At 67.5% G+C, this 25831-nt stretch carries 21 protein-coding genes and 1 pseudogene; 12 read left to right on the top strand and 10 right to left on the bottom strand.

The features are described from left to right. Positions 1-28: 28 nt before the first annotated feature. The 3 genes from AC21LY_RS09815 to AC21LY_RS09825 are packed head-to-tail and all read left to right on the top strand — an operon-like array spanning position 29 to position 2652. Complete coding sequence (locus AC21LY_RS09815) at positions 29-739, top strand: lysophospholipid acyltransferase family protein (protein ID WP_489046273.1); 711 nt, start codon at positions 29-31, stop codon at positions 737-739. Positions 740-750: 11 nt separating this feature from the next. Continuing rightward, on the top strand, positions 751-1224 hold the full coding sequence (locus AC21LY_RS09820; protein ID WP_489046274.1) for a polyadenylate-specific 3'-exoribonuclease AS: 474 nt from the start codon (positions 751-753) through the stop codon (positions 1222-1224). A gap of 30 nt (positions 1225-1254) precedes the next feature. Continuing rightward, positions 1255-2652, top strand: coding sequence for a class II 3-deoxy-7-phosphoheptulonate synthase (locus AC21LY_RS09825; protein ID WP_489046448.1), 1398 nt, complete (start codon positions 1255-1257; stop codon positions 2650-2652). Here AC21LY_RS09825 and AC21LY_RS09830 read toward each other — a convergent pair. After that, entirely contained in the window at positions 2649-3521 is an 873-nt protein-coding gene (locus tag AC21LY_RS09830) for a PhzF family phenazine biosynthesis protein (protein WP_489046275.1), read from the bottom strand. The two genes, AC21LY_RS09825 and AC21LY_RS09830, sit on opposite strands and share 4 nt — an antisense overlap. A 144-nt stretch (positions 3522-3665) precedes the next feature. Further along, positions 3666-4454 (bottom strand): NYN domain-containing protein, encoded by a 789-nt coding sequence (locus AC21LY_RS09835; RefSeq protein WP_489046276.1) that lies wholly within the window; start codon positions 4452-4454, stop codon positions 3666-3668. A gap of 295 nt (positions 4455-4749) precedes the next feature. Here AC21LY_RS09835 and AC21LY_RS09840 point away from each other — a divergent pair, with 295 nt between their 5' ends. Together AC21LY_RS09840 and AC21LY_RS09845 are read left to right on the top strand one after the other, a co-directional pair. After that, entirely contained in the window at positions 4750-4977 is a 228-nt protein-coding gene (locus AC21LY_RS09840; protein WP_489046277.1) for a hypothetical protein, read from the top strand. A gap of 176 nt (positions 4978-5153) precedes the next feature. Continuing rightward, positions 5154-7028: an acetate--CoA ligase gene (locus tag AC21LY_RS09845; protein ID WP_489046278.1), complete on the top strand. Its 1875-nt coding sequence runs from the start codon at positions 5154-5156 to the stop codon at positions 7026-7028. Between the two features lies 1 nt (position 7029). On the opposite strand, the gene AC21LY_RS09850 is transcribed toward AC21LY_RS09845, so the two are convergent. Further along, positions 7030-8142, bottom strand: a complete 1113-nt coding sequence (locus tag AC21LY_RS09850; protein ID WP_489046279.1) for an ElyC/SanA/YdcF family protein — start codon at positions 8140-8142, stop codon at positions 7030-7032. Between the two features lie 41 nt (positions 8143-8183). After that, complete coding sequence (pknB, locus tag AC21LY_RS09855) at positions 8184-10364, bottom strand: Stk1 family PASTA domain-containing Ser/Thr kinase (protein ID WP_489046280.1); 2181 nt, start codon at positions 10362-10364, stop codon at positions 8184-8186. Between the two features lie 97 nt (positions 10365-10461). On the opposite strand from pknB, the gene AC21LY_RS09860 reads away from it, so the two are divergent. Further along, complete coding sequence (locus tag AC21LY_RS09860; protein ID WP_489046281.1) at positions 10462-10842, top strand: Rv2175c family DNA-binding protein; 381 nt, start codon at positions 10462-10464, stop codon at positions 10840-10842. 63 nt (positions 10843-10905) lie between these two features. Here the strand turns inward: AC21LY_RS09860 and AC21LY_RS09865 are convergent, their stop codons facing one another. The 6 genes from AC21LY_RS09865 to AC21LY_RS09890 form a co-directional block, all read right to left on the bottom strand. Continuing rightward, entirely contained in the window at positions 10906-12429 is a 1524-nt protein-coding gene (locus AC21LY_RS09865; RefSeq protein WP_489046282.1) for an alpha-(1->6)-mannopyranosyltransferase A, read from the bottom strand. Between the two features lie 27 nt (positions 12430-12456). Next, positions 12457-13269, bottom strand: a complete 813-nt coding sequence (locus AC21LY_RS09870; RefSeq protein ID WP_489046283.1) for an iron ABC transporter ATP-binding protein — start codon at positions 13267-13269, stop codon at positions 12457-12459. Continuing rightward, the gene (locus AC21LY_RS09875) at positions 13266-14294 is read right to left on the bottom strand and encodes an iron chelate uptake ABC transporter family permease subunit (protein ID WP_489046284.1); all 1029 of its coding nucleotides are present in this window, start codon (positions 14292-14294) and stop codon (positions 13266-13268) included. The genes AC21LY_RS09870 and AC21LY_RS09875 overlap by 4 nt, the downstream gene beginning before the upstream one ends. Beyond that, entirely contained in the window at positions 14281-15303 is a 1023-nt protein-coding gene (locus AC21LY_RS09880) for an ABC transporter permease (RefSeq protein ID WP_489046285.1), read from the bottom strand. The genes AC21LY_RS09875 and AC21LY_RS09880 overlap by 14 nt, the downstream gene beginning before the upstream one ends. Beyond that, entirely contained in the window at positions 15300-16292 is a 993-nt protein-coding gene (locus AC21LY_RS09885; protein ID WP_489046286.1) for an ABC transporter substrate-binding protein, read from the bottom strand. The genes AC21LY_RS09880 and AC21LY_RS09885 overlap by 4 nt, the downstream gene beginning before the upstream one ends. A gap of 122 nt (positions 16293-16414) precedes the next feature. After that, entirely contained in the window at positions 16415-17503 is a 1089-nt protein-coding gene (locus AC21LY_RS09890) for a polyprenyl synthetase family protein (RefSeq protein ID WP_489046287.1), read from the bottom strand. A gap of 23 nt (positions 17504-17526) precedes the next feature. Between AC21LY_RS09890 and metF the strand changes: the two genes are divergently transcribed. The 6 genes and pseudogenes from metF (at position 17527) to AC21LY_RS09920 (ending at position 25794) form a co-directional block, all read left to right on the top strand. After that, positions 17527-18459 (top strand): methylenetetrahydrofolate reductase [NAD(P)H], encoded by a 933-nt coding sequence (gene metF / locus AC21LY_RS09895; protein WP_489046288.1) that lies wholly within the window; start codon positions 17527-17529, stop codon positions 18457-18459. A gap of 257 nt (positions 18460-18716) precedes the next feature. Continuing rightward, the gene (locus AC21LY_RS09900; protein WP_489046289.1) at positions 18717-19394 is read left to right on the top strand and encodes a hypothetical protein; all 678 of its coding nucleotides are present in this window, start codon (positions 18717-18719) and stop codon (positions 19392-19394) included. A gap of 190 nt (positions 19395-19584) precedes the next feature. Beyond that, entirely contained in the window at positions 19585-21060 is a 1476-nt protein-coding gene (locus AC21LY_RS09905) for a class I adenylate-forming enzyme family protein (protein ID WP_489046290.1), read from the top strand. 216 nt (positions 21061-21276) lie between these two features. After that, positions 21277-23036, top strand: a pseudogene (locus AC21LY_RS09910) (DUF3556 domain-containing protein). Continuing rightward, positions 23033-24490, top strand: a complete 1458-nt coding sequence (locus AC21LY_RS09915; protein WP_489046291.1) for a phytoene desaturase family protein — start codon at positions 23033-23035, stop codon at positions 24488-24490. The pseudogene AC21LY_RS09910 and the gene AC21LY_RS09915 overlap by 4 nt, the downstream one beginning before the upstream one ends. Then, positions 24472-25794, top strand: coding sequence for a PucR family transcriptional regulator (locus tag AC21LY_RS09920; RefSeq protein ID WP_489046292.1), 1323 nt, complete (start codon positions 24472-24474; stop codon positions 25792-25794). The genes AC21LY_RS09915 and AC21LY_RS09920 overlap by 19 nt, the downstream gene beginning before the upstream one ends. Positions 25795-25831 lie beyond the last annotated feature (37 nt).

Here is a 25831-nt window from a genome sequence, read left to right on the forward strand (position 1 = left end):
ACGTCAGGCGGACCGGGAGCTGGGCGACATGTGGTGGTTGATCTTCAAGTGGGTGCTGATCGGGCCGGTCCTGCGGCTGCTGGGCCGGCCGCGCGTGGTCGGGGTCGAGAACCTGCCCAAGGACGGTCCGGCGATCCTCGCGAGTAATCATCTGGCGGTGATGGATTCGTTCTTCCTGCCGCTCATGGTGCCGCGGCCGATCAAGTTCCTGGCGAAGAGCGAGTACTTCACGGGTAAGGGCGTCAAGGGCGCCTTCAAGAAGTGGTTCTTCTCGTCGGTGGGGTGCATCCCGATCGTTCGCGGCAGTGCGAGCGCGGCGCAGGACGCGCTCAACGCCGGCGTCGGCGCGCTGCGGGACGGCCAGCTCCTCGGTCTGTACCCGGAGGGCACCCGCAGCCCCGACGGACGTCTGTACAAGGGCAAGACGGGGATGGCCCGCATGGCGCTCGAGACCGGCGCGCCGATCATCCCCGTCGCGATGGTGGACACCGAGAAGTTCAACCCGCCCGGCTCCACCCTTCCGCATCCCACCCAGGTGCGGATCCGGATCGGGAAGCCGCTCGACTTCTCCCGGTTCGAGGGCATGTCCGGCAACCGGTTCATCGAGCGCGCCATCACCGACGAGGTCATGTACGAGCTGATGAAGCTGTCCGGCCAGGCCTACGTCGACGTCTACGCGCAGGACGTGAAAGACGGTGTCGTCGTCCCGGGCGAGGAGCGCGAGACCGGCGCAGCGTAGCGTCGACCCCCGTGAAGTACTTCTATGACCTGGAATTCATTGAGGACGGGAGGGTCATAGACCTCGTCTCGATCGGCATCGTCGCCGAGGACGGGCGCGAGTTCTACGCCGTCTCCACCGAGTTCGATCCCGAGCGGGCGGGGCCCTGGGTGCGGGTCAACGTGCTGCCGAAGCTGCCGCCGCCGGCGAGCAAGTCGTGGCGGTCGCGCGCCGCGATCCGCGACGGGATCCTCGACTTCCTCACCGCGGGGCCGGGCGACATCGAGCTGTGGGCGTGGGTCGCTGCCTACGACCACGTCGCGTTGTGCCAGCTCTGGGGCCCGATGACGGCCCTGCCGCGGTCCATGCCGCGGTTCACCCGCGAGCTCAAGCAGCTGTGGGACGAGCGGGGTCGCCCACCGCTGCCGGCGGCACCGTCGGATGCCCACGACGCGCTGGCGGACGCCCGGCACAACCTGGCCAAGTACCGGGCGATCGTCGGATGACGAACGCCGCGTAACCTGATCGTCGTGGCAGTGAACTGGACCGTCGACGTCCCCATCGATACCCTCCCCAAGCTCCCGGCGCTTCCGGGTGACCTGCGTGAGCGCCTCGACGACGCGCTGGCCAAGCCGGCGCTCCAGCAGCCGAGCTGGCCGCGGGAGCAGGCCGATGCGATGCGCACCGTCCTCGAATCGGTGCCGCCGATCACCGTGGCGCCCGAGATCCAGTCGCTGCAGGACCAGCTGGCCGAGGTCGCGCTCGGCCGCGCCTTCCTCCTGCAGGGCGGTGACTGCGCCGAGACCTTCGTCGACAACACCGAGCCGCACATCACCGGCAACATCCGCACCCTGCTGCAGATGGCGGTGGCGCTGACCTACGGCGCATCGATGCCGGTGGTGAAGGTCGCGCGGATCGCCGGCCAGTACGCCAAGCCCCGCTCGTCGGACACCGACGCCCTGGGCCTGACCAGCTACCGCGGTGACATGATCAACGGCTTCCCGCCCGACGAGGCCGTGCGCAAGCACGACCCGTCGCGCCTCATCCGCGCGTACGCCAACGCGAGCGCCGCGATGAACCTGGTGCGCGCCGTCACCGGCTCCGGCATGGCGGACCTGCACAAGGTGCACGAATGGAACCGCGAGTTCGTCGCGAACTCGCCCGCCGGCGCCCGGTACGAGGCGCTGGCCGCCGAGATCGACGGCGGTCTGCGGTTCATGGCCGCCTGCGGCGTCGAGGACCGCAACCTGAAGTCGGCCACCATCTTCTCCAGCCACGAGGCGCTGGTGCTCGACTACGAGCGGGGCCTGCTGCGGCTCGCGGACAACCCGGACGATCCCGAGGCCCAGCAGGTGCTCTACAACCTCTCGGCGCACTTCCTGTGGATCGGGGAGCGGACCCGCCAGCTCGACGGTGCCCACGTCGCCCTGATGGAGCTGATCCACAACCCGATCGGCGTGAAGATCGGTCCCACGACCACCCCCGAGCAGGCGGTCGAGTACGTCGAGCGCCTGGACCCGCGCAACAAGCCGGGCAGGCTCACGCTGATCTCCCGCATGGGCAACGGCAACGTGCGCACCGCGCTGCCGCCGATCGTCGAGGCCGTCGAAGCCACCGGCCACAAGGTCATCTGGCAGTGCGATCCGATGCACGGCAACACCCACGAGTCCTCCACCGGTTTCAAGACGCGGCACTTCGACCGCATCGTCGACGAGGTGCAGGGATTCTTCGAGGTGCACCGCGCGATCGGCTCGCACCCGGGTGGCGTGCACGTGGAGCTCACCGGCGAGAACGTCACCGAGTGCCTCGGCGGGGCGCAGGACATCTCCGACGCCGACCTCGCAGGCCGCTACGAGACCGCCTGCGACCCGCGCCTGAACACCCAACAGTCGCTGGAGCTGGCCTTCCTCGTCGCGGAGATGCTGCGCGGCTAAGCGTTGTGGATCGGCGCTGCGCCGCCGGAGACGGTGATGCCGCCCGCGGCGGGGATGTCCACGATCAGGCGGCTGGGGCGCCCGACGTGTGCGCCCTGCAGGATCGTCACTCGACGGTTCGCGGGCACCTTTCCGATCTCCCGGAGATAGGCGCCGGTCGACGCGGCCGCCGAGCCGGTCGCCGGGTCCTGGGTGATCCGCCCGACGGGGAACAGGTTCCGCGCTTCGTACGTCTCGTCGTCGAGGCGGCTGAGCACCGTGACAGTGCCGGCCCACTCCTCGCCCATGAGTTCGGCGAGGGGCTGCGGGGCGAACGAGAACTGGTGGAACAGTTCGCGGTCCGCCAGTACGAGCATCGGGTGCCACGCCCCGGCGAAGGACTGTAACGGCGGGTAGCCGGCTGCGAGGTCGGCGCGGGTCAGGCCCAGCAGGCCGAAGAGCGCATCCAGCCGTTCGTCCGGGATCGGCTTCGTCGCCGGTTCGACACTCGTGAACGCGACGGTGACGGCACTCTCGCCCGCGTCGGCCGCCCGGCTCGTCTCCAGGCGCACGTCGCCCGACTGCGTGGTGAAGACGAACGGGCCCGGGCCCTCGCGCTCGGCGAGCGCGGACGCCAGGGCGACGGTGGCGTGCCCGCAGAAGGGCACCTCCGCCGCAGGGGAGAAGTACCGGACCCGCAGCCGACGGGGCTCGCCCGGCGCCGTGCCGATGCGCTCGATGACGAACGCGGTCTCGGAGTACCCGACCTCGCCCGCGATCCGGAGCATGTCCTGCTCCGACAGGCCCGAGGCGTCGAGTACCAGTCCGGCAGGGTTGCCGCCGTGCGGTGCGTCGGCGAAGGCGACGTAGCGGAGTATCTCAGCGTCCATGGTCCGGGACAACAGACGCCGTTGCCCCGCTATTCCGTGCCCTTGCCGAGGGCGGCGGCCCCATTGTGGTCCGGGCAGAAAAAATCCCGGCCCACGAGGGGCCGGGGGGGTTATGACGTCAAGAGTAGCGGACGATCCGTGGTTTCACCACATGTCCGGCTTGCGGAAATGTCCGACGACATCGGGGAGCTGGTTCCCGGTGAAGTCATGCGGCTGGAGATTCCGGTTCCAGTGCGGTCCGGCGCCCGGCGCGTGATTCGGGCGGAGGTCGCCGACGGCGTTACGCGAGTTCCGCGGGTTGATCACGCCTACGGGGATCAACGTCCTGGTGTGCGCCACAGGGAAGCGGAGGTCGCTGTCGTTCGAGACCACGATCGCGGCGTCGATGGTCGACGCCATCGCGTCGATGATCAGGTGACATCCGACGTTGACGTCGGACCCCTTCTCCTCGTTATGCCAGACCGAGACCATGAAGCGTGCGTCCCGGACGTCCTCGCCGGTGGGGGCCTGAACCATCACCGGCCACTGCGATGTGACCAGTCGCGGCACACCTGTTGATCGATCGTTCACGGCCAACGGTGCCACCTTCGTCCGTGTCGTGTACCTGCCGTACTCGATGACGTCCACCGAGCCGTGCGCGCGGATCGCCTTGAGATACGCGTCTTGGTCGATCGGCGCTGATGGGTTCTGATGCGGGTTCACCCGCGCGGTGCAGTACACGACCCTCGAGATCCGGGAGCCGTCCCATGTCGCGGCCGCGTTCGTCCATCCCGAGGCGTGCATGAACGAGATCTGGTCGTGCAGGACGGATTCCGCGAGCCATCGGATGTCGAGCCACTTCCACTGCGCGGACCCGTTTCCGCAGTGGGCCTTTCCGCCGTAATACAGGTTGTAGCCATCGACGTACACGCCGACGCGCAAGGGCTGGGTCATGGTGATTCCCCCGTCCGGCGCGGCCCCCACCGCGCACTGCTCCAACGAGACTACGCGAGTACCCCTGGGTACAGGGAGAGCGCCGTTGTCGGGATATCGGATAGAGGTAGGGGATCGACCCCCGCGCCTTCCGCAGAGCGTTGGCGAGCTGCCGTAGTTCATAGGTGGGCGCATGCACCCCTCGGGGGGGGAGAGACCGGGGGCATTCATGATCAGACCGTCGTACGTTTGCGGCATAGGGTAGTCGGGGGCGTCGTGTTGTTTCGTGCTCGAAATCAAATGAAAGGATCGACCGATGGCAGCTCTCGAAGACCTCAGTCAGCATGTTGCTGCAAACACAGCCGCGGTGGAAAACTTGACTCAGAACGTGACAGCGCTCGCAGCCGCTGTACGGGATCTGACCGCGGCCACGAAAGAGCAGACCCAGCAGGCAAATTCGAGCGGTATCAACGTCGCAATGGGCAAGCTTGAGGGTCGGCTATCGGACCTGACCGTTGCGCTCATGAAGTCGTCCAACTTCTAAGTCCTGTTGTCTGGTAACCATACTGTTTCGCGTTTGCCGTTGCCGCGCGCGATTCCGCACCTGACCCCATGGGCCGGATCAGCGTTCGTTGAGCGGCAGCGGTCCGTCGCTGTGCGCGCCCTTGGAGAGAGCCGAAATCACGCACGCCCTGTGGAACGGACCGTAGGGTCGGCCGTATGGGTATGTACAGCGACGAGTACCGGCGCAGCACGATCGATCCGGAGGGCTTCTGGGCGGAACAGGCCGCCGCGATCGACTGGATCGTGCCGCCGTCACGGATCCTCGACGATACCGACGCCCCGCTGTACCGGTGGTTCCCGGGTGCGGAGCTGAACACGTGCGTGAACGCGGTCGACCGGCACGTGGCGGCGGGCCGGGGTGATCAGCCTGCGGTGATCCACGATTCGGCGATCACCGGCGAGGTGCACACGCTGACCTATGCGCAGCTACTGGAGCGGGTCGCGAAATTCGCCGGTGTGCTCGCCGGACTCGGCGTGACCAAGGGCGAGCGGGTGGTGATCTACCTGCCGATGATCACCGAGGCGGTGGTCGCGATGCTCGCGTGCGCGCGGATCGGCGCGGTGCACTCGGTCGTCTTCGGCGGCTTCGCGGCGCCGGAGCTCGCGGCCCGGCTCGACGACGCGCGGCCGAAGGTCATCGTCACCGCATCGTGCGGGCTCGAGGGCACCAAGGTGCTGCCGTACCTGCCCATCGTGCACGCCGCGATCGACGCGGCCACGGCGAAGCCGGATGCCGTCGTGGTGTGGCAGCGCCCGCAGCTGACGGCGGAACTCGGCTCCCGCGATCACGATTGGGCCGCCGCGGAGGCGGCGGCGCAGCCCGCCGGACCGGTCGCGGTGGCCGCCACCGACCCGCTGTACATCCTCTACACCTCCGGCACCACGGGGAAGCCCAAGGGCGTGGTGCGCGACAACGGCGGCCATGCGGTGGCGCTGGCCTACTCGATGCGCGCGATCTACGACGCGCATCCGGGTGAGGTCTGGTGGACCGCCTCCGACGTCGGCTGGGTCGTCGGCCACAGCTACATCGTCTACGCGCCGTTGATCATCGGCGCGACCACGGTGGTCTATGAGGGCAAGCCCGTGGGTACCCCGGACGCGGGCACCTTCTGGCGGGTGATCGAGCGGCACGGCGTGTGCAACCTGTTCACCGCGCCCACGGCCCTGCGCGCCATCCGCAAGGAGGACCCGGACGCGGAATTCCTGTCCCGCAGCGACATCTCGAGCCTGCGGACGCTGTTCCTGGCCGGCGAACGGCTCGATCCGGACACCTACGAGTGGGCGTCGGCGAAGCTCGGCGTGCCGGTGATCGACCACTGGTGGCAGACCGAGACCGGCTGGCCCATCGCGGCGAATCTCCGTGGCGTGGAGCCGATGCCGGTCAAGCCCGGCAGCGCCACGGTCCCGGTGCCGGGGTTCCGGGTGCGCATCGTCGACGATGCCGGACAGGACGTTCCGGCGGGAACCGAAGGCGCGGTGGTGATCTCGCTGCCGCTGCCACCCGGGACGCTGCCGACGCTGTGGGGCGCGGACCAGCGGTACATCGACTCGTACCTGTCCGCGTTCCCGGGGAACTACCTCACCGGTGACGGCGGTTACCTCGACGAAGACGGCTACCTGTTCGTCATGGGCCGCACCGACGACGTGATCAACGTTGCGGGGCACCGTCTCTCGACCGGTGCACTGGAGGCGGCGATCGCCGGGCACCCGGCGGTCGCGGAGTGCGCCGTGATCGGTGTGGCGGACCAGCTCAAGGGGCAGCTGCCGCGGGCGCTGGTGGCGCTCAAGGCCGGCGGCGACTGGGACCACGAGACGGTGCGCGCCGAGATCGTGCAGCGGGTGCGCGAGACGATCGGCGCCGTGGCCGCGCTCCGAGAGGTCTCGATCGTCGCCGCCCTGCCGAAGACGCGTTCCGGAAAGATCCTGCGGCGCAGCATGCGCGCCATCGCCGAGGGCCGCGACGAGGCGGTCCCGTCGACCATCGAGAATCCCGCCGTCCTCGACGACCTGCGCGGGGTGCTGCGGGGCTGAGTCAGCGCTGCAGCAGCGGCGCGCTCCGGTAGCTCCACATTCCGAGGGTGCTCAGCGCGTCACGGTAGATGCTGCGCAGTTCGTCGGCCGACGGGGTGGCCAGGTCGGCGAGCGGCTTGTCCACCGCCGCCACGGCACTCACGGTGAACGTGGCGGGCAGGTTCTCCCGCGCGGCCAGCACCAGGTCGACGGTGCCGCGCCGCACGTGGCTCGCGGAGCTCACCAGGACGGCGTGCTCGGACCGCTTCGACGCGAGCACGTACGAGCTGTACAGCGCGTTCTCGACGGTGGTCCGGGCGAAGTTCTCGTCGGTGATCCGCGCGCCGTCGACCCCGTGCTCCACGAGCCACGTCTTCATCAGCGCGCCCTCGGTGTTCCCCGCCTGCTCGACGCCGCCGGTCACCACGATCGGGGCGGCGGGCACGGCACGCGCCACCTCGAGCGTCTTCTCGAGCCGGCTGATCAGCGGCGCGTCCATCGTGCCGTCCTTCTTCAGCGCGTAGCCGAGCACCACGATGGCGGTGTTCGGCGGCACGATCGACGGCGCGGCGTCCGTGAGCGGCGCGCGCACGGCACCGTCGACGGCCGCGAACAGGGCCTCGACCTCCGGGACCCGGTCGGGCGCGATCCGGCGCAGCTGCTCGACCTCGGCGGCCGAGCCCGCGGTGTCGCCGAGGAAGCGGTTCCACACCGCGAGGTAGGTGTGCGCATCGTCGTCGTCCGGGGCGAAGCCGAGCACCTGGCGGTACAGCTCCACGGCGCCGGCCACGTTCTTCTGCGCGATCCGCGCCGACGCGGCGCTGAACAGCAGATCGGCGCGGTAGGGGACGAGCGCGGAGGCCGCCAGCAGCTTCTGCTCGACGACGGCCATGTTGTCGACCGTCTTATCGGTGTTGCCGGCGGTGGAGACCCGGGTGGGGGAGTCGAAGGCCTCCTTGGCCTGCGCGAGCAGGGCCGCGACCCGGGAGGAGACGCCGCCCTGCGCCGCCGACGGGGCCGGCGAGGACGATGCCGACGACGTGCTCGATCCCGAGTCGGTACCGCAGCCGGTGAGCGCGATCGAGCCGATCGCCGCGAGGGCGAGGACGCGGGTCAGGACGGTGCTTCGGTTCATGGGGCACACGCTATCCCGCAGCGGGGCGCGGCGAGAGGCGATCAGGGCAAGGCCGTGACGGTCACCGTCGAACCCGCCTGCACGCGCGTGCCGCCGCCCGGGTCCTGCCAGATGACCTGCGACTTGTCGGAGGCGAAGATGCCGTTGACCTTGACCTGCAGGCCGGCGTCGCGGAGCACCGAACGGGCCTGACCGACGTTCATGCCCGTCACGGAGGGCACCGTCACCCGGGAGGCCATCGTGACGGTGACCCGCGTGTTCGCCGGATCCACGCGCCCACCCGCGGACGGGCTCGTCGAGGTGACCACGGCACCCGAGCCGGTGTCGCCGGTGAGTTCGGCGACGAGCCCCGCGCGCTGCAGCAGCTGCTGCGCCTCGACGGCGGTCTTGCCGGTCACATCGGGCACCGTCAGCGCATTGGAGACGAGCAGCGTGACGCTGCCGCCCTTGTTGACCTGGCCGGACGGGTCGGTGCCGAAGACCTTCCCGGCCTCGGTGCCCGAGTCGAACTGCTGCTTGGTCTCCTTCACCGACAGGCCCGCCGACCGCAGCAGCGCGGTGGCCTCGTCGGGCGTCCGGCCGCGTACGTCGGGGATGTCGACGGGCTGGTTGCCCGCGGAGGCGACCACCGTCACCGTCGAACCGACGGGGACGCGCGTGCCGGGCGTCGGGGAGAGGCCGATGACGCCGCCCTGCGCGATGTCGCGGCTGAACTGGGCGGGACCGCGCTTGGGCACGAGGCCGTTGTCGCGCAGCTGTTTCTCCACGTTCTCGGGGCTGTCGCCGGCGCGGAACTGCGGGACCGTCGGCCGGCCGCGCGAGTACTGGATGGTGACGGTGCCGAACCGGCTGATCCGGCTGCCGGCGGCGGGGGTGAGGCCGGTGACGGTGTCCTCGGTGATGTCGTTGCTGAAGGTGCCGTCGAGTGCCACGTCCAGGCCCGCGTTCGTGATGGCCCTCTCCGCGGCCGGACGGTCCATGCCCGTCACGTTCGGGACCGACGTGTACTGCCCCGATGCCAGCCACCAGCCGCCGAAGGCGAGCAGCAGCGAGATCGCCGCGATCACCGCCACGACGACCCAGGACCGGGCGCGCTTCTTCGCCGGCGGCACCCACTGCGGCGACGCGCTCTCGGCGGGCAGCGGCTCGTGCAGGGTCTCGGCACGGGTGTGCTGCACCGGCGTCGGCGGCACGGCGGGCTGCGCGAGCGTGTGCGGCGGCGCGACCGGGGGCATGCCGGGCACCGGCTGGCCCGGCATGAGGGCGCCCGTGGGCTCCGCGGCGGCCGGGATCAGCGGCTCGCCCTGCTGCGCGTACATCGCGGCCGCGGCGCGCTGCTCGGCGCTCGACTGCGGGGCGGGGACCGTGAACGGCGGCAGGTCGAGCTCGTCCGCCATCGTGGCGAGCGCCTCGGCCATGGCGAAGCCGTCGGCGTAGCGCTGCGCCGGGTCGCGGTGGGTGGCGCGGGCGACGAACTCGTCGAACTCCTCGGGCACGCCGGCGATCGCGGCGCTCGGCCGCGGGACGTCGTTGTGCAGCCGCTGGTAGGCGAGGGAGATCGCGGTGTCACCGGTGAACGGGACCTGGCCCGTCAGCAGCTCGTAGACGAGGATGCCGCTGGAGTAGACGTCGGAGCGGGGGTCGGCGTTGCCCGACTCCACCTGTTCCGGGGAGAGGTAGGCGGCCGTGCCGAGGATCACCGACGAGCTGGTCACCGACGCCGCGGCGATGGCGCGGACGAGACCGAAATCGGCGACCTTGACCTCGCCCGCGTCGGAGATGAGGACATTCTCGGGTTTGACGTCGCGGTGCACGAGGCCGGCGCGGTGCGCGGTGCCCAGCGCCGTGAGCACCGGACCCATCACGGCGGCCACGGCGTGCGGCGGCATCGGGCCGCGCTCGCCGAGCAGCTCGCGCAACGTGCCGCCGGTGATGAGCTCCATGACCATGTACGCCAGATCGCCGTCGACGCCCTGGTCGTAGACGGCCACCAGGCCGGGGTCCTTGAGCTTGGCGACGGCGCGCGCCTCGAACTCGAAGCGGGAGACGAACTGCGCGTCGGCCGCGTACTTCGGGTCCATCACCTTGATCGCGATCGGGCGGTCGAGCCGCAGGTCGAGGCCCATGTAGACGGTGGACATGCCGCCGCGCGCGATCACCGCATCAATGCGGTAGCGGCCCTCGATACGGGCACCGATGAGCCGGTCGCGCGGGATGTTCACCTTCTCCGGGTCCTCTCGATGTGGGCGGTGCCGACAGTTCAGCCTAGCGACCCCGGGGTAGGAAGTGCCGAATCCCCGCGCTCGGTACAGTGTGACGGTGAGTTCCGTCCCGCATCTCAGCGACGATCTGCTGCCCGAGGGCACCGCCACCTACAACCTCGCGACCGTGTCCAAGGGCCTCGGCGTGTCGCAGTCGAAGGTCCTGCAGCTGCTGCGCGACCGGCAGCTGCTCGCGGTGCGGCGAGGCGGCGACCTGCACGTCCCCCGCCTGTTCTTCGGCGAGGTCGACGGGCGCTTCTCGATCGCCAAGCACTTCACCGGCCTGCTCGTCGTGCTCCACGACGGCGGCTTCCGCGACGAGGAGATCCTGCGCTGGCTGTTCGAGCCGCAGGAGGACCTCGGCGCGTGCCCGGCCGAGCTGCTGCACACCGACTCCGCGCGCGAGGTCATCCGCCGCGCGCAGTCGATGGCCTTCTAATCCGATTGAACACCGTTATGGAGACGGTGACCTGCGGTTTTCCTCTCCATAACGGTGTTCAATTCAGACGGGGGTGGGGGTCAGACCGAGGCGGGGGCGGACCTGCAGCGGGTCGGGCCGCAGGAGCGACCGGCCGGCCAGCGCGCCGAGGGCGACGGCCAGGGCCACGTTCCACAGCGAGTACAGGCCGATCGAGCCGGTGGGCATGAAGACCACCATGAGCCACACGGACAGGCCCGCGATGATCGCGAGCGTGCGCCGCGACCAGGTGAACGCGCCCGCCACGGCCAGCGGCCAGGTGTAGTACCAGGGCAGGGACGCGGGGGAGAGCACGCACACCGCGAGCAGGCCCAGCAGGATGCCCGTCACGTTGCGCCGCTCGTTCTGCCGGAACCGCCACCACAGCACCACCAGGGTGATCGCGAGCGCCGCGATGCCCAGCGCCCGCGTCACGATGAGGATCGGCGCGAGGTGCAGGTCGGTGAACGGCCCGGCGATCATGGCGAACAGCTGCGCCAGCGCGGTCGGCAGCGTGATGTAGTTGATGATCTTGATCGACCCGGCGAGCGCCGTGGTCCAGCCCAGGCCCACGCCCGCGATGAGCGAGAACGCCGCGAACAGCGCCGCGAAGGCGCCCAGCGACGCCGCCAGCACCGTGCCGAAGGCCTTCGCCGCCGACTCCTCCGGCCGCGCCTCGCGACGGTGGTGGAACCAGATCCACACCACGAAGGGCAGCGCGATCGCCGCGGTGCCCTTCACGGCGACGCCGACCACGATCACCGCGACGCCGAACAGGTGCCGGCGGTCCAGGACGAGCGCGATCCCCGAGACCATCAGGCCGACCATGAGCGCCTCGTTGTGCACGCCGCCCACCAGGTGGACGATCACCAGCGGGTTGAGCACTGCCAGCCAGAGCGAGACCGCGGGCTTCGCGCCGAAGTGGCGGGCCAGCTTCGTCACGCCCCAGACCGATAGCGCGATGCCCGGCAGCATCACCAGCCGCAGCGCGATCACGCCGGCGAGCACGTTGTCGCCGCACAGCTGGGTGACCCACTTCGCGATCAGGATGAACAGCGGACCGTACGGGGCGGTGGTGGTGGTCCAGATGCCGCTGACGTCGTCGAGCAGGCCGTTGGGGTTCACGACGGGGCCGTGCACGTACGGATCGAAACCGTCGCGCAGCAGGGCGCCCTGCGCGAGGTAGGAGTAGGCGTCGCGCGAGTACAGCGGGACCGCCACGAGCAGCGGTGCGATCCACAGGGCGACGGTGCCGGCGACCTGGGAGGTCTCCAGCCGCCCCGCGAGCGCGCCGCGCCCCAGCCGGATCCACGCGATCACCAGGAGTGCGATCCCCGTCCAGAACAGGATCGAGCTGAGCACCAGTCCGTGCCCCCACCGCAGCCACGACAGGTGCGTGGCCTCGAGCGTCGTGTCGTGCACGCGGATCGCGCCGGCGCCGAAACTGCCCAGCGTCGTCACGAGGGCGCCGAGGAGCCCCAGCCATGCGGCGCGTCCCTCGGGGGAGTGCCGCGCCGAGCGCAGGAACGTGCTGTAGCCGCGCAGCGCGGACTGAACTGATCCGGACATCCCCGCCAGTCTAGGCTGCGGGCACCGTCAGGCCAGCCCCGCGTACACGGCGACCGGGCCGCCCTCGAGCACGTGCACGGCGACGGGGGTCTCGAAGATCTCGGTGAGCAGCTCGGCGTTCATGATCTCCGACGGTGCCCCCGACGCCGCGATCGTGCCCTTCTTCAGGGCGACGATGCGGTTCGAGTAGGCGGCGGCGAAGTTCAGGTCGTGCACCACCAGGATGATCGTCTTGCCCAGCTCGTCGGCGGCGCGGCGCAGCCGCCGCATCATCGAGACCTGGTGCCGCATGTCGAGGTTGTTGAGCGGCTCGTCGAGCAGGATCACGTCGGTGTCCTGCGCCAGCGTCATCGCGACGTAGGCGCGCTGGCGCTGCCCGCCGGAGAGCTCGTCGAGGAAGCGGTCCGCGAACTCCGTCAGGCCGAGGAAGCCCAGAGCCTCGTCGACGTGCCGCTCGTCGTCGGCCGTCATCCGGCCCCGGCTGTGCGGGAACCGGCCGAAGGCGACGAGGTCGCGCACCGTCAGCCGGGCGTTGACGCCGTTCTCCTGCCGGAGGACGGCGAGCTTGCGCGCCACCGCCGTCGGCTTCATGGAGCGGATGTCGACACCCTCGAGCAGTGCCGTGCCGCTGTCCGGGGTCAGCAGGCGGCCCAGGATCGTCAGCAGCGTCGACTTGCCGGCGCCGTTGGGTCCGACGAGCGCGGTGACGCCGCCGCGGGAGAACTCCCCGGTGACCGGGCCCAGCACCACGGTCTCGGCGTACCTCTTGGTCAGGTCCGCGAAGGCGATCGCGGGGACGGTCGCGGCTCGGGCAGTTGTGTCGTTGACCGTCTTGGTCACATCGTCCCCTTTCGGCGCAGCAGCATGGCGAGGAACAGGATCCCGCCGGCGAACTCGATGATCACCGTGAGCATCCCGTTGGCGTAGAAGATGTTGTGCAGCACGAACTGCCCGGCGGCGAGCATGATCACGCCGATCAGGAAGGCCATCGGCAGCGTCGCGCGGTGCCGCCAGTCGCCCGCGAGCTGGTAGGAAAGGGTGGCGACGATGAAGCCGAAGAACATCATCGGGCCCACCAGCGCGGTGCTCACCGAGACCAGCACGGCGATGAGCACCAGTGCCAGCGTCAGCTCGTAGCGGTGCCGCACCCCCAGCGCCACAGCGGGATCGCGGCCCAGCAGCAGCACGTCGAGCACGCGGCGGCGCTGCCAGACGATCACACCGACGATCAGGCACGCGGTCGCGGCGATCGGCAGCAGGTCCGCGTTGACGGCGGTGAGACGGCCGTACAGCTTGATCGAGAGAGCATCGAAATCGGTGGGGGAGAGCAGGCGCTGCAGGAACTCGGAGAGTGACCGGAAGGCCAGCCCCAGAACGACGCCCGCGAGCAGCAGCAGGAACATGCTGGCGAACCGGCCGGAGAAGAGCCACCCGTAGAGCACCGCCGCGAAGGCCACCATGGCCGCGGTCTGGGCGAGGAACTGCGGCACCGAGTCCCCGTTGTCCACGAACCGCTTGCCCACCAGGTACACGCCCACGGTCTGGATCAGCACGTACAGCCAGTCCAGGCCGATGATCTGCGGGGTCAGGATCCGGTTGTCCGTGACCGTGTGGAAGAGCACCGTCGAGACCGCCCCGGCGAAGGCGGCGATGAGGATGGCGGCCACGGTGCGTGCCCGGCGCTCGAAGGACAGGCCGAACTGGAAGTCCCAGCGCAGCACGTCATCCGCGCCGGTGCGGATCAGCAGGTAGAGCGCGACGCTCACCAGGGCGAGCGCCCCCGCGATCGCCAGCCGGGTGCGCCAGCTGATGCGGCCCGCGCCCCCGTCGATCGACGGTGCCGAGGTCATCTCACGCAGCGACACGATTCCTCCTCGAGAGCACGATCGTGAGGAAGGTGATCGAGCCGATCACGCCCATGATCACCGAGACGGGGATCTCCATGGGCCGCACCACGACCCGGCCGATCAGGTCGCAGCCCACGATCAGTGCCGTGGCGAGCACGGCCACCCAGGGCAGCCCGCTGCGCACGTCGTCGCCGCGCAGCGCGCTGATGATGTTCGGCACCACCAGGCCGAGGAACGGGATGAAGCCGACGACCACACTGGTGACGCCGGTGGCGAGCGCCACCATGGTCACGCCGAGGCCAATGGTGAGTCCGTAGCGCAGCCCCAGCGAGGTCGCGACGTCCTTGCCGAGCCCGGCGATGGTGAAGTAGTTCGCCAGCAGGTAGGTCGCCACCGCGATGACGGCGACCGCCCACAGCGGCTCGTAGAAGCCGCGCACGATGTGCGCGAAACCGCCCGAGCGCCAGCTGGTCACGGCCTGCAGCAGCTGTGCGCCGATCGCCAGATAGGTGGTGATGGCGCCGACCACGGCGCCCAGCATGAGACCCACCAGCGGCACGATGGCCGAGCGCCGGGCCCGGATCCGGGACAGGAAGCCCAGGAAGATCATGGTGCCCACGAAGGCGGTCGCGGTGGCGAAGAGCATCCGCACCAGCGGCGTGGCGCCGGGCAGCAGGAGCATGCACAGCAGCACGCCCAGGCCGGCCCACTCGGCGGTGCCCGCGGTGGTCGGCTCGACGAACCGGTTCTGCGTCAGGCGCTGCATGATCACGCCGGAGAAGCTCATCGCCAGGCCCGCGAAGACCAGGGCGGCGGTGCGCGGGACGCGGGAGATGAGGAACATCCGCCACATCTCGTCGTCGCCGGCGAGGAGCCCGGCGAGCGTGATGTGGTATTCGCCCGTCATCAGAGAGGCGAACAGCAGTGCCGCGCAGGCGATCGCGAGCAGCGCGAGCGCAACGCGACCCCGGCGGGCCCCCTGCTGGGAGCCCGCCCGGGTCGGCGCGGAGGTCGCGGTCGTCGTCACTTCTTGGCGGCGAGGGCCTCGGCCAGTGCGGCGTAGTTCTGGCCGTAGTCCTGGATGCCCTCGCGGATGTAGAAGGCGTTGTCCAGGTAGAAGATCCGGCCCTTCTGCTGGAACTCGGTCCCGGCGAAGGCCTGCTGTGCGGCGAAGACCTGCGCCGCGGTCTGCGGCGTCTTCCCGTCGGTCGGCTCGACGGCGGCGTCGCGGTCCATCACGATGACCCACTGCGGGTTCGCCTGCGCGATCGCCTCCGGGGTCAGGCCCGAGTTCTGGTGGTGATCGCCGGCCTGCCCGCCGAAGACGTCCCGGAGGTTGAGCGGGGCGACGAAGGGCTGCATGCGCTTGGCGCCGTTGTCGATCTTGCCGCCGTTGACGATGGAGAGGAAGACGCTCTGGCCGGTGGTCTGCGCCTTCGCCGCGTTCAGGCTCTTGTCGAAGTCGGCGACGATCTGCTTGGCCAGCTCGTCCTTGCCGAAGATCTTGCCCAGGGTGATCGTGGAGTCGCGCATGGTCTCGACGCGGCCCTTCGGCGCGCCGTCCTCGGCGGCGATGTCGATGAAGGCGGCGCCGGTCTTCTCGGCGATCTTCTTGAGGTCGCCGTCGGACTTGGCGAACCGGTAGCCGCCGATGATCAGGTCGGGCTTGACGTCCTCGATCACGTCGAACTTGGGCTCCGCGTGGGTACCCGTGTCCTTGATCTCGGGGTTGGCGATCCAATCGCCCAGGACGCTCTTGGCGAACAGGCCCTTGGGGATCGCGACGGGGGTGACGCCCATCGCCTTGACGGTCTCGGCGCTCGTGTTGTCGAGGACGACGACCCGCTTCGGGTTCTTCGGGACCTGCACCTCGCCCTTGTTGGTGCTGACGGTGATCTTCTCGCCGGCGGCGGGCTTGTCCTCGTCGGCACCGGTGGTGGAACAGCCGGCGAAGACGAGGCCGGCCGCGAGCAGCGCGGCGGCGACGGGCGCGGCCCTGCGGAAGCGGGGGAACATTCGGGGTGACTCCATTCTCGCTGTAGCTTCAAGACGGGACACCGTAAGCCGATGGTAAAGAGGCTTAGGTAAACGGAACCATACCCATAGGTGGCTAGGTTTACCTAACTCGGGTGGGAGGGTTATGCCGCCCGGTCCACCAGGACCGCCGCGAGCCGGGCCAGGACGGGCCGGGCACCGTCGGCGATCGGGGCGTCGCCGATCGCGGCGGTGGCCCGGGCGGTCAGTTCCTCGACCCGCGCCTGCATGGCCGACGGTGCCCCCGTCGCCCGGAGCGCGGCGCGGGCCCGCTCGACGCCCGCGTCGTCCAGCTCGGTCCCGACGAGTGCGCGCAGCTCGGCCGCGGCGTCACCGCCGGTCGCGAGGGCGTGCGCGAGCATGGGGGTGTGCTTGCCGGACCGCAGGTCGTCGCCCGAGGGCTTGCCCGTGACCGCGGGATCGCCGAAGGCGCCCAGCAGGTCGTCCCGCAGCTGGAAGGCGACCCCGAGATCCACGCCGATCCCGCGGAGCGCCGCGATCGCCTCGTCCGAGGCGCCCGCGAGGGCGGCGCCCACGTGCAGGGGGCGCTCGACGGTGTACCCGGCGGTCTTGAACCGCACGACGCGCTCGGCGGCGGCCTCGGACTCGTCGCGGGCGGCCTCGCTCACGATGTCGAGCAGCTGCCCGCCGAGCACCTCGGTGCGCATGGCCGCCCAGGCGTGGGCGGCGCGCAGGTAGCGCTCCGGTTCCAGCCCGGCGCCGAGGAACATGTCGTCGGCCCACGCCAGGGCGAGGTCGCCGAGCAGGATCGCCGTCGCCTCCCCAAACCTGTCCGACGAGCCCGACCAGCCCCGCTCGGCATGCAGCTGTGCGAACTCACGGTGCGTGGTTGGATGGCCGCGGCGGGTCAGCGAGGCGTCGATGATGTCGTCGTGGATGAGGGCGCACGCCTGGACGAACTCCAGTGCCGAACAGGCCCGCAGCGCGGCGCGGGCGACGGCACCGTCGGCCTCGCCACCGCCGGCGAGCCAGCCCGTCCAGGCGAACGCCGGCCGAATACGCTTACCGCCGCGTAAAATGAAGCGCTCGAGCCCCGCGGTCGCCTCGGTGAACACGGGCCCGACGGGTTCGACCAGGTCACGGCGCTCGTTGAGGAAGGATTCCAGGGTCGGCTGCACGGCCGCCGCGATGTCCGTCAGGCTGGTCTGGGGCGGGGCGACGGGCAGCGTCATACCTGGAAACCTATTCTGAAAGGGTGACTGAACAAAGCCGGACCGTACTCGACCGCCTCGACGCCGTGCGCGCGAGCGGCCGAATGCCGTTCTCGGTGGAGTTCATGCCGCCGCGGGACGAGGAGGGCGAGGCGCGGCTGTGGCGCGCCGTGCGCACCTTCGAGCGGATGGACCCGGCGTTCGTCTCCATGACCTACGGCGCGGGCGGCTCGACCCGTGACCGCACGGTGCGCGTGACCGGTGAGCTCGCCGCGACCACGACGCTGCTGCCGGTCGCCCACCTGACCGCGGTGAACCACAGCATCGCGGAGCTGCGCGCCCTCATGGGCGCCTACGCAGATCAGGACGTGCGCAACGTGCTCGTGCTGCGCGGCGACCCGCCGGGCGACCCGCTCGGGCGGTGGGTGCGTCACCCCCAGGGGCTCAAGTACGCCAGCGAGGTCGTCGAACTCGTGCGCGAGCTGGGCGACTTCCACGTGGGCGTCGCGGCCTTCCCCGAGGGGCACCACCGCTCGCCCGACCTCGACACGGACGTGCGCTACTTCGCGAACAAGCTGCGGGCCGGCGCCGATTACTCGATCACCCAGATGTTCTTCGACGTCGACGACTACCTGCGCCTGCGCGACGCCGTCGTCGCCTTCGATCCGGAGCAGGGCGCGAAGCCGCTGATCCCGGGCATCATGCCGATCACCTCGCTGAAGTCGGTCTCGCGCATGGCGGAGCTGTCCAACGCGAAGATCCCTGAGGCGATGCGCGCCGAGCTGCGCGCCGCCGCGGGCGATGGGCCCGAGGAGGATCGCGCCGCCGTGCGCGCGGTCGGCATCGAGATCGCCACCCGCATGGGGGAGCGGCTCATCGCCGAGGGGGCGCCGGCGTTGCACTTCTGCACCCTGAACTTCGCCAAGGCCACCTCGGAGGTGCTGGAGAACCTGGGGATGCTGCCCGTCGGGGTCTAGGGCGTGTCTCGTAACCGATTTCGGTTTCGTGGGGCCGAGTTTCTTCGGTGTCGAGAGTTCAGGTCCTGACCGATGAGATGTGGGCGCGGATCGAGCCGTTGATGCCGGCGCCGTCCCGGAAGGGGGGCGGCCCTCCGTAACCGAGATCGCCGGGTACCGCATCGTCCGCCAGCTCGGTGCTGGCGGTAGGGGCAGGTGTTCCTGGTCGAGCACCGCGGCTGCCGCGCCAAGACGCGCTCAAGCTCCTCGATGCCGGCGTGTCCCGGAACCACGTCTTCAAGGCACGATTCACGCGCGAAGCCGACCTGCTCGCCCAGCCGTCGCACTCGAACATCGTGACCCTGCACGACCGCGGCGAGTTCGAGGACCGGCTCTGGATCACGATGGAGTACATCGACGGCACCGACGCCGGCGAGTTCGTCAAGGCGAACGGGGCCCTCGACCCCACCCTCGCGCTGGAGCTCATCACGGGCGCCGGCGCGGCCCTAGAGGCTACGCAGCTACGTGGAGATGCGGAACCCGCCACGCCCGTCAGGAAGCCGCGGGCGGTACCGATCCTCGCTGCTGTGACGAGCTCGACGACGGTGCCCGCGGCGCCAACTGTGACGGTGAGCGTGACGCCTTCGACCACGACGGTGCCAGTGACGACGTCAGCTCCCGAGACGACTTCTGCCATGACTACGGTGCAGACCACCACCGCGGCGCCGACGATCTACACAGGGATGCCGTGCGATGAACCCGGAGCCACTTCTCCCGACGGACTGTACGGCTGCAGCGGGGAACTCGGAGTCTGGAAGGAGCGGAACGCTAAGCCTCTGCCAACGATAGGTTGGGATGCGATAGGCAAGGCGTGCACTCAGCCAGGCGCTAAGGCGCGACTCACCGGCTCAGACGGTGTTCTAACGTGCACTCCCAAGTCAGGGAGCTACATCTGAGTATCGGGTCCCTACTGACAGACACATCGAGGTGCAAGAACACCGCTGGTCACGCTGGCACGCTCACACTGCAGCAGAGCTTGTGCAGACTGACCAAACTCTAGCGGGCCGTTCGTCAACGCAGGACATGGTGAGCATCATGTTAAGGCCATAGTGTGGCTCGAGACACAGCGATCTAGGAAGCGGAACAATGACACACTTCGCATATCTCCCGTGGGTAACCGGAAACCGCTTCGGCGACGCGCCCGCCTTGGCGGACGATAACGGACACTGGAGCTATCGTGAGATTGATGCTCGAACAGCTGCTGTCTCTAAACAGCTAGCTACGGCTGGAGTCGGTCGCGGCGACGTCGTTGGTGTAATGCTGCCCAATCGCGCAGAACTGATTGTCACGATTGGTGCGGCATGGAGATTGGGCGCGACCGCCATGCCCGTCAATCCTGCATTAACTGACACCGAGGCTTCGCACCAGCTCGCCGATTCGGATGCTCGGGTTATTGTCACCGTCGATGGAGTCTCGCCGCTGGCCGGCCGAACCGTGCTCGGGGTAGATGACCTCGTGGCCGACACGACCGAGCAAGAAGTCGCTAGCGAACCGGTCGAACCCGTCGATAGCGACGTTGCGTTGCTCATCTATACGAGTGGATCTACTGGCCGCCCCAAAGGGGTTCAGTTGACCCACGCTAACGTCGATGCGATGACCGCGGCGATGGTCGAGCATTTCGGATTGACTGAAGCAGATCATTGCATGCTGGTGTTGCCCTTATTTCATGTCAACGCGTTGATGGTGTCTACCTTTTCACCGATGCGCGCCGGCGGGCAGCTAACCGTTATTCCATCATTCTCCGCATCGAGGTTCTTCAATGACGTAGAACGTCTCCGCCCCACCTTTTTCTCGGCGGTTCCGACGATATTCGCGATCCTTGCAGCGTTACCGGAAGACATGGTCCCCGATACTTCGTCGCTGCGCTTCGCCGTATGTGGCGCAGCGCCGGCGACCCGACAGCTTCTTGAGGCTTGCGAACAACGCTATGGCTTCGTGATAGTCGAGGGATATGGGCTTACCGAAGGAACATGCGCCTCGGCATGCAATCCGGTTTTAGGCGTACGCAAATTGGGCACTGTCGGACCCGCTCTGCCGGGTCAGCGGGTCCGGATAGTGGATGCCGAAGGTAAGGCCGTACCCGCTGGCCAATGCGGTGAGGTGGTCGTTTCCGGACGAACGGTCATGGCAGGGTATCTGAACAATCCCGATGCTACTGCGGCCACGATTGTCAATGGCTGGCTCCACACAGGGGACGTGGGACGACTTGATCAAGATGGATACCTCCAGATTGTCGACCGGATCAAAGATATGATCATCCGCGGCGGCGAGAACTTGTATCCCAAGGAGATTGAGGGGGTCATCGCCGAGGTTCCTGGCGTCTTGGAAGTGGCGGTCGTAGGACGGCCTGACGAGGTCTTGGGCGAGGTCCCGGTTGCCTACGTGGTCGCGTATCCGCAGTCTAATCTCTCGGTCGACGTACTGCGCGAACACTGCATGCAGCGTCTGACCCGGGTGAAGGTACCAGTGGAGATCATTACGGTCGCCGAGATGCCGAAGAACCCAGTCGGCAAAATTGATAAGCTTATCCTGCGCCAGAGGGAGGCAGCTCCCTCCGTCTAGGAAAGCTCGACCCGCCGTGATTTCGGGGCAATTCTCTTCGGGTCGCCATCTCAAATTTCGGTGCACATGGAGTTCGCGGCGTCACTTTCAGTCGTCCGCTCGGCTTTGCTGCTTATATCACTCTCGGCCACACGACACAGACAAGGAGTAATCGTGGGATTCAATACGGCATCGATGCCTCCCGTTGATCCAGCAACGTTCGGCTCTATTCCATTCATGCAGAGGATGAAGATCCTCGCCATCCACTGGGCGGAGTACGGCTTCGGCGGGCCGAAGAAGCTAAATCTTCTATACGTGTACAAAATGGCGTTTTATGTCGCATTCGGCCTCATGGCCGTAGGGCTCACAACCCCTGCTATTGGTGGTTTCGGTGACTTCGCTGCCTGGTGGACGCAGCCCATCGTGTACATCAAGTTGATGGCCTGGACGGTGCTGTTCGAGGTTTTGGGCCTCGCCTCGTCCTCAGGACCGTTGTCGTTCAAATTCTCGCCTTTCATCGGCGGCTGTCTCTACTGGCTGCGGCCCGGAACAATCCGAGTTCCCCCATGGCCAGGCAAGGTGCCGTTGACCCGCGGCAACACGCGGCAGTATTGGGATGTTGCCGTCTACGTAATGATCCTTGCGAACCTCGTATTCTTGGTTGCCCACCCCGGGGTATCGGCCCCGCGGGCGAGTGACTCGGCTGGACTTCCGCCGCAATGGGCGATGTTCTCCTATGTCGGATTGATTATCCTAATGGGTCTGCGGGACAAGACGGTTTTCCTCGCGGCCCGTTCAGAGCAATACTTGGCCACCATTTTTGTCTTCGCAGCTGCGGGGTCGCTTGTCGATATGATCGTTGCGGCGAAGATCTCATTTTTGCGAGTTGGTTCGGTGCCGGTATCTCCAAGTTCGGGCGTCACTTCTCGCCGGTTGTAGCCGCGATGACCTCCAATACGCCGTGGCTCACCTCAACCCGAATCAAGCGGAGCCTCTACCGCGACTTCCCTGAGGATCTGCGAGCTTCACATCTGGCTGGCGTTATGGCACATCTACCTGGCACCATTATTGAGCTTGCACTGCCTGCGATTCTTCTATTTTCCTCCAACAAGTGGCTTACGCTGGCAGCGTTGATCGGCATGATTGGTTTCCACATTTTCATCATATCAACCTTCCCCCTAGCCGTTCCGCTGGAGTGGAATGTGTTCTTCATTTTCTCGGCATGGTTCCTATTTTGGAATCATTTTGCTGGCAGCGGATGGGCGCTCGGCGATATGTCCACTCCGTGGCTGATCATCGCGATTATCATGGCCGCAGCCTTTCCGGTGGTGGGCAACTTGCGACCCGATCTGGTGTCCTTCCTACCTTCGATGCGTCAATACGCCGGCAACTGGGCATCGTCGACCTGGGCATTCCGTGGACGCGCGGCCGAAGAGAAGTTGAACCAGCACCTCATCAAGTCCAACCTCAACCAGATCGATCAGCTGGCTGCGGCGTACGGCGAGGAGGTCGGCGAGATCTTCATGCAGAAGGCGATGGCCTGGCGCACGATGCACAGCCAGGGCCGCGCCCTGGTCTCGCTCATGATGCGGCACACCGACGACTTGGAGAATTACGTGATCCGCGAGGGCGAGTTTGTCTGTACGACGATCATCGGCTGGCAGTTCGGTGACGCGCACCTGCACGACGAGCGCACGATCGCCGCGGTGCAGGAACGTTGCAACTTCGCCCCCGGCGAGGTAGTCATCACGTGGACTGAGTCCCAGCCCATCCATAAGAACTACGCCGAGTATCGGGTGATAGACGCGGCATTGGGCGTCGTTGAGACCGGCACGTACGTAGTGAAAGACGCCACTGAGGAACTTCCGTGGCTACCGAATGGCCCGATTCCGCATACCGTGACCTGGACCCGACCGGGCTACACTGCCCCCTCTGATGGGACGGCCTACGCGGGAGACGCCCCTGCCGCTGCAAATAGCCGTAGGCTGGGCGGATGACGGACGCGGTCGTGGTTGGCAGCGGGCCGAACGGGCTCGCTGCCGCCCTCACCCTTGCCGCCGCCGGCGTCAGAGTCACGGTTCTTGAATCCGCTGACAGCGTAGGCGGTGGAACCAGGTCGACGGCCGCGACCGTTGAGGGCCTGATACACGACGAATGCTCCGGGTTTCACCCGCTTGCCGTAGATAACGCATTCATTCGAACGTTCGACCTGACCGCCCACGGTCTGACCTGGCGATGGCCGGATGTGCAGTACGCACATCCGCTCGACGGCGCGAGGGGCGGAGCCGTATACCGCTCAATAGAGCGGACAGCGGATTTCTTAGGACATGATGGGCGCCGTTATGCGAGGCTGTTCGGTCCTTTGGTCAAGCGGTTCGATGTCATTGCGGAAGAATTTCTTCAGCCCGCGCTGCACCTGCCGCGCCATCCGATCGCCCTGGCGCATTTCGGTCTTCGCGCCGGCACCCCTGCCGCAACAGTGGGGCGTCTCTTTCGGACGCCCGAAGCTGCAGCGCTATGGGGTGGGGTCGCAGCGCACGCGTTCTATCCGCTTTCGACGCTGTTGTCGTCGGCAGTTGGCACCGCACTAGGTACCGCCGCGCACCGTTACGGATGGCCGGTTGCACAAGGAGGGTCTGCAACGATCAGCAAAGCGACAGCAGCCATGTTGATTGCGTTGGGCGGCCGGATCGAGACATCGACAGTGGTCACATCACTCGCAGAACTAGGTCGGGCAGACATCATCATGCTCGATACATCGCCGGCCGCCGCAGCCGGAATTCTGCATGGACACCAACCTGCCCGGATCGAGCGGGCCTATCAGCGGTACCGTCATGGCCCTGGGGCGTTTCAGGTGGCATTTGCGGTTCGGGGTGGGATTCCATGGAGCTATCGACCGGCCAGACGCGCCGGTACCGTGCATGCGGCTGGCGACTTCGATGAGGTCGTCGCGGGCGAACACGCTCTCTGGCGCGGTCGAATGCCGACCTCGCCGTTCGTCTTGGTCGGACAGCAGTATCTCGCCGATCCAACCCGATCGGCAGGTGATCTCCATCCGATCGATGCCTACGCACACGTCCCCCATGGCTTCCAAGGGGACGCTCGCGCGGCAGTCATTGCGCAGATCGAACGCTTTGCCCCTGGATTCGACAAGCGAATCGAGGCGATGACTATTCGATCCACTGCTGCAATCGCGTCCGCCAATCCGAACTACCGCGGCGGCGATATCACGACCGGTGCAAACTCTGGCCGACAATTGATTCTACGACCGCGGGCCGCATGGAACCCGTACCGCACAGGAGTGAAGGGCGTATACCTCTGCTCGGCAGCCACCCCTCCCGGAGCGGGCGCGCATGGCCTGTGCGGGTGGCACGCCGCCCGCACCGCACTGCGGACGGCAGGGTTGGCCTTTCCCGACGATTCGTCTTCCTCGTGGGAGGCAACACCATGAAGGGCGAGGTCACCCGACGTCGTATCGTGACGCCGGGGTCAGACCAGGCCGACGAAATCCTTCGGCTATCTGCAGTTGTCGGCGATCGCCTACACGCGCGCGCTGCGACGCTTAACCAATCGATGAACGCCGCGATCGAGGCCGGCCTCGAGGAACTGAACCAGCCCGACCTGCTCGACATGCTCCATGCCAGCGTCGAGGGAAACATCGCGACAATCCTGCATATGATGCGCAACGGCATCGCCTTCGAAAACATCCAGCCGATCACCGCGGCGGACGAATACGCCAATCGTTTGGGGCAACGGGGCATCCCAGCGGCCTCGCTCCGTCGGGCATATCATTTCGGGTCTGACGACATGCTAGCCTTTATTTTCGAAGAGGTCTGCGAGCTAAACTGTTCTCCGGATCATAAACTGAGGGTGCTACACCATTTGTCGGGGTGGATGTATCAGTATGTGGACTGGATTACGCGCACTGTTCTGGAAGCCCACGAACGAGGTCGACGTTATACGATCGAGCAGAACGCAAATCTGGTCTCCGAAATGGTCACCCGTGTGCTGCGGGGTGATGACGTCAGCGAGTCACTGTTTGCCGATCGCACGCGGTATCGCCTGGCCGGGCGTCACCTGGCTGCGACGATTTGGATCTCGGGGGTGTCCCCTGGAGTGGATCTCCTTCGCGAGCTCGACCAGGCGGCCACAGGTCTCGCCGAGGCTGTGGGAGCATCGTCGCGTCCCCTGGTCATGGTGATCGATCAGTCCACTGCATGGATCTGGTTATCGCCATCGAGCCCAACATCGCCATTATCTTCGAACCAAGGCGTCCGACTGGTGGCGGCTAATCACCCGGGATTGCGGATCGCATGCGGAGCGGAGGGCGTCGGTGTCAAAGGCTTCCGCGCCAGCCACGCGCAAGCGGAATCCGTGAAGCGGGTAGCTCTGGTGTCGACTAACCGGCAGCTAACTGTGGTCGACTACCGAGACGAAGCGATGCCAGTGCTTGCGGTGCTAGCGAGCAACCCTGTGCTCCTTCGCGAGTGGGTGAGCGAGGTATTGGGTGAGCTCGCATTCGACACTGAAGCGACAGCTCGTCTGCGGCAGACGCTGCACATCTTCTTCGCCAACGGCAACAGCTATGCCGCTGCCGCCGAGAAGGGCAACCTACATCGTAACACAGTACGGTATCGACTAAACAGGGCCGCAGAACTGATGGGTCGCCCTGTCGCGAACAACCGGCTCGACACCGAACTGGCGCTGCGGGCAGCGCACGTGCTCGGGGGCGCAGTTCTCATTGCGCCACCCTGACGCGCTTGTCCGAATGATTGTGCACGGGGCACAACAA

The sequence above is a fragment of the Tsukamurella sp. II2bb genome (assembly GCF_057815145.1).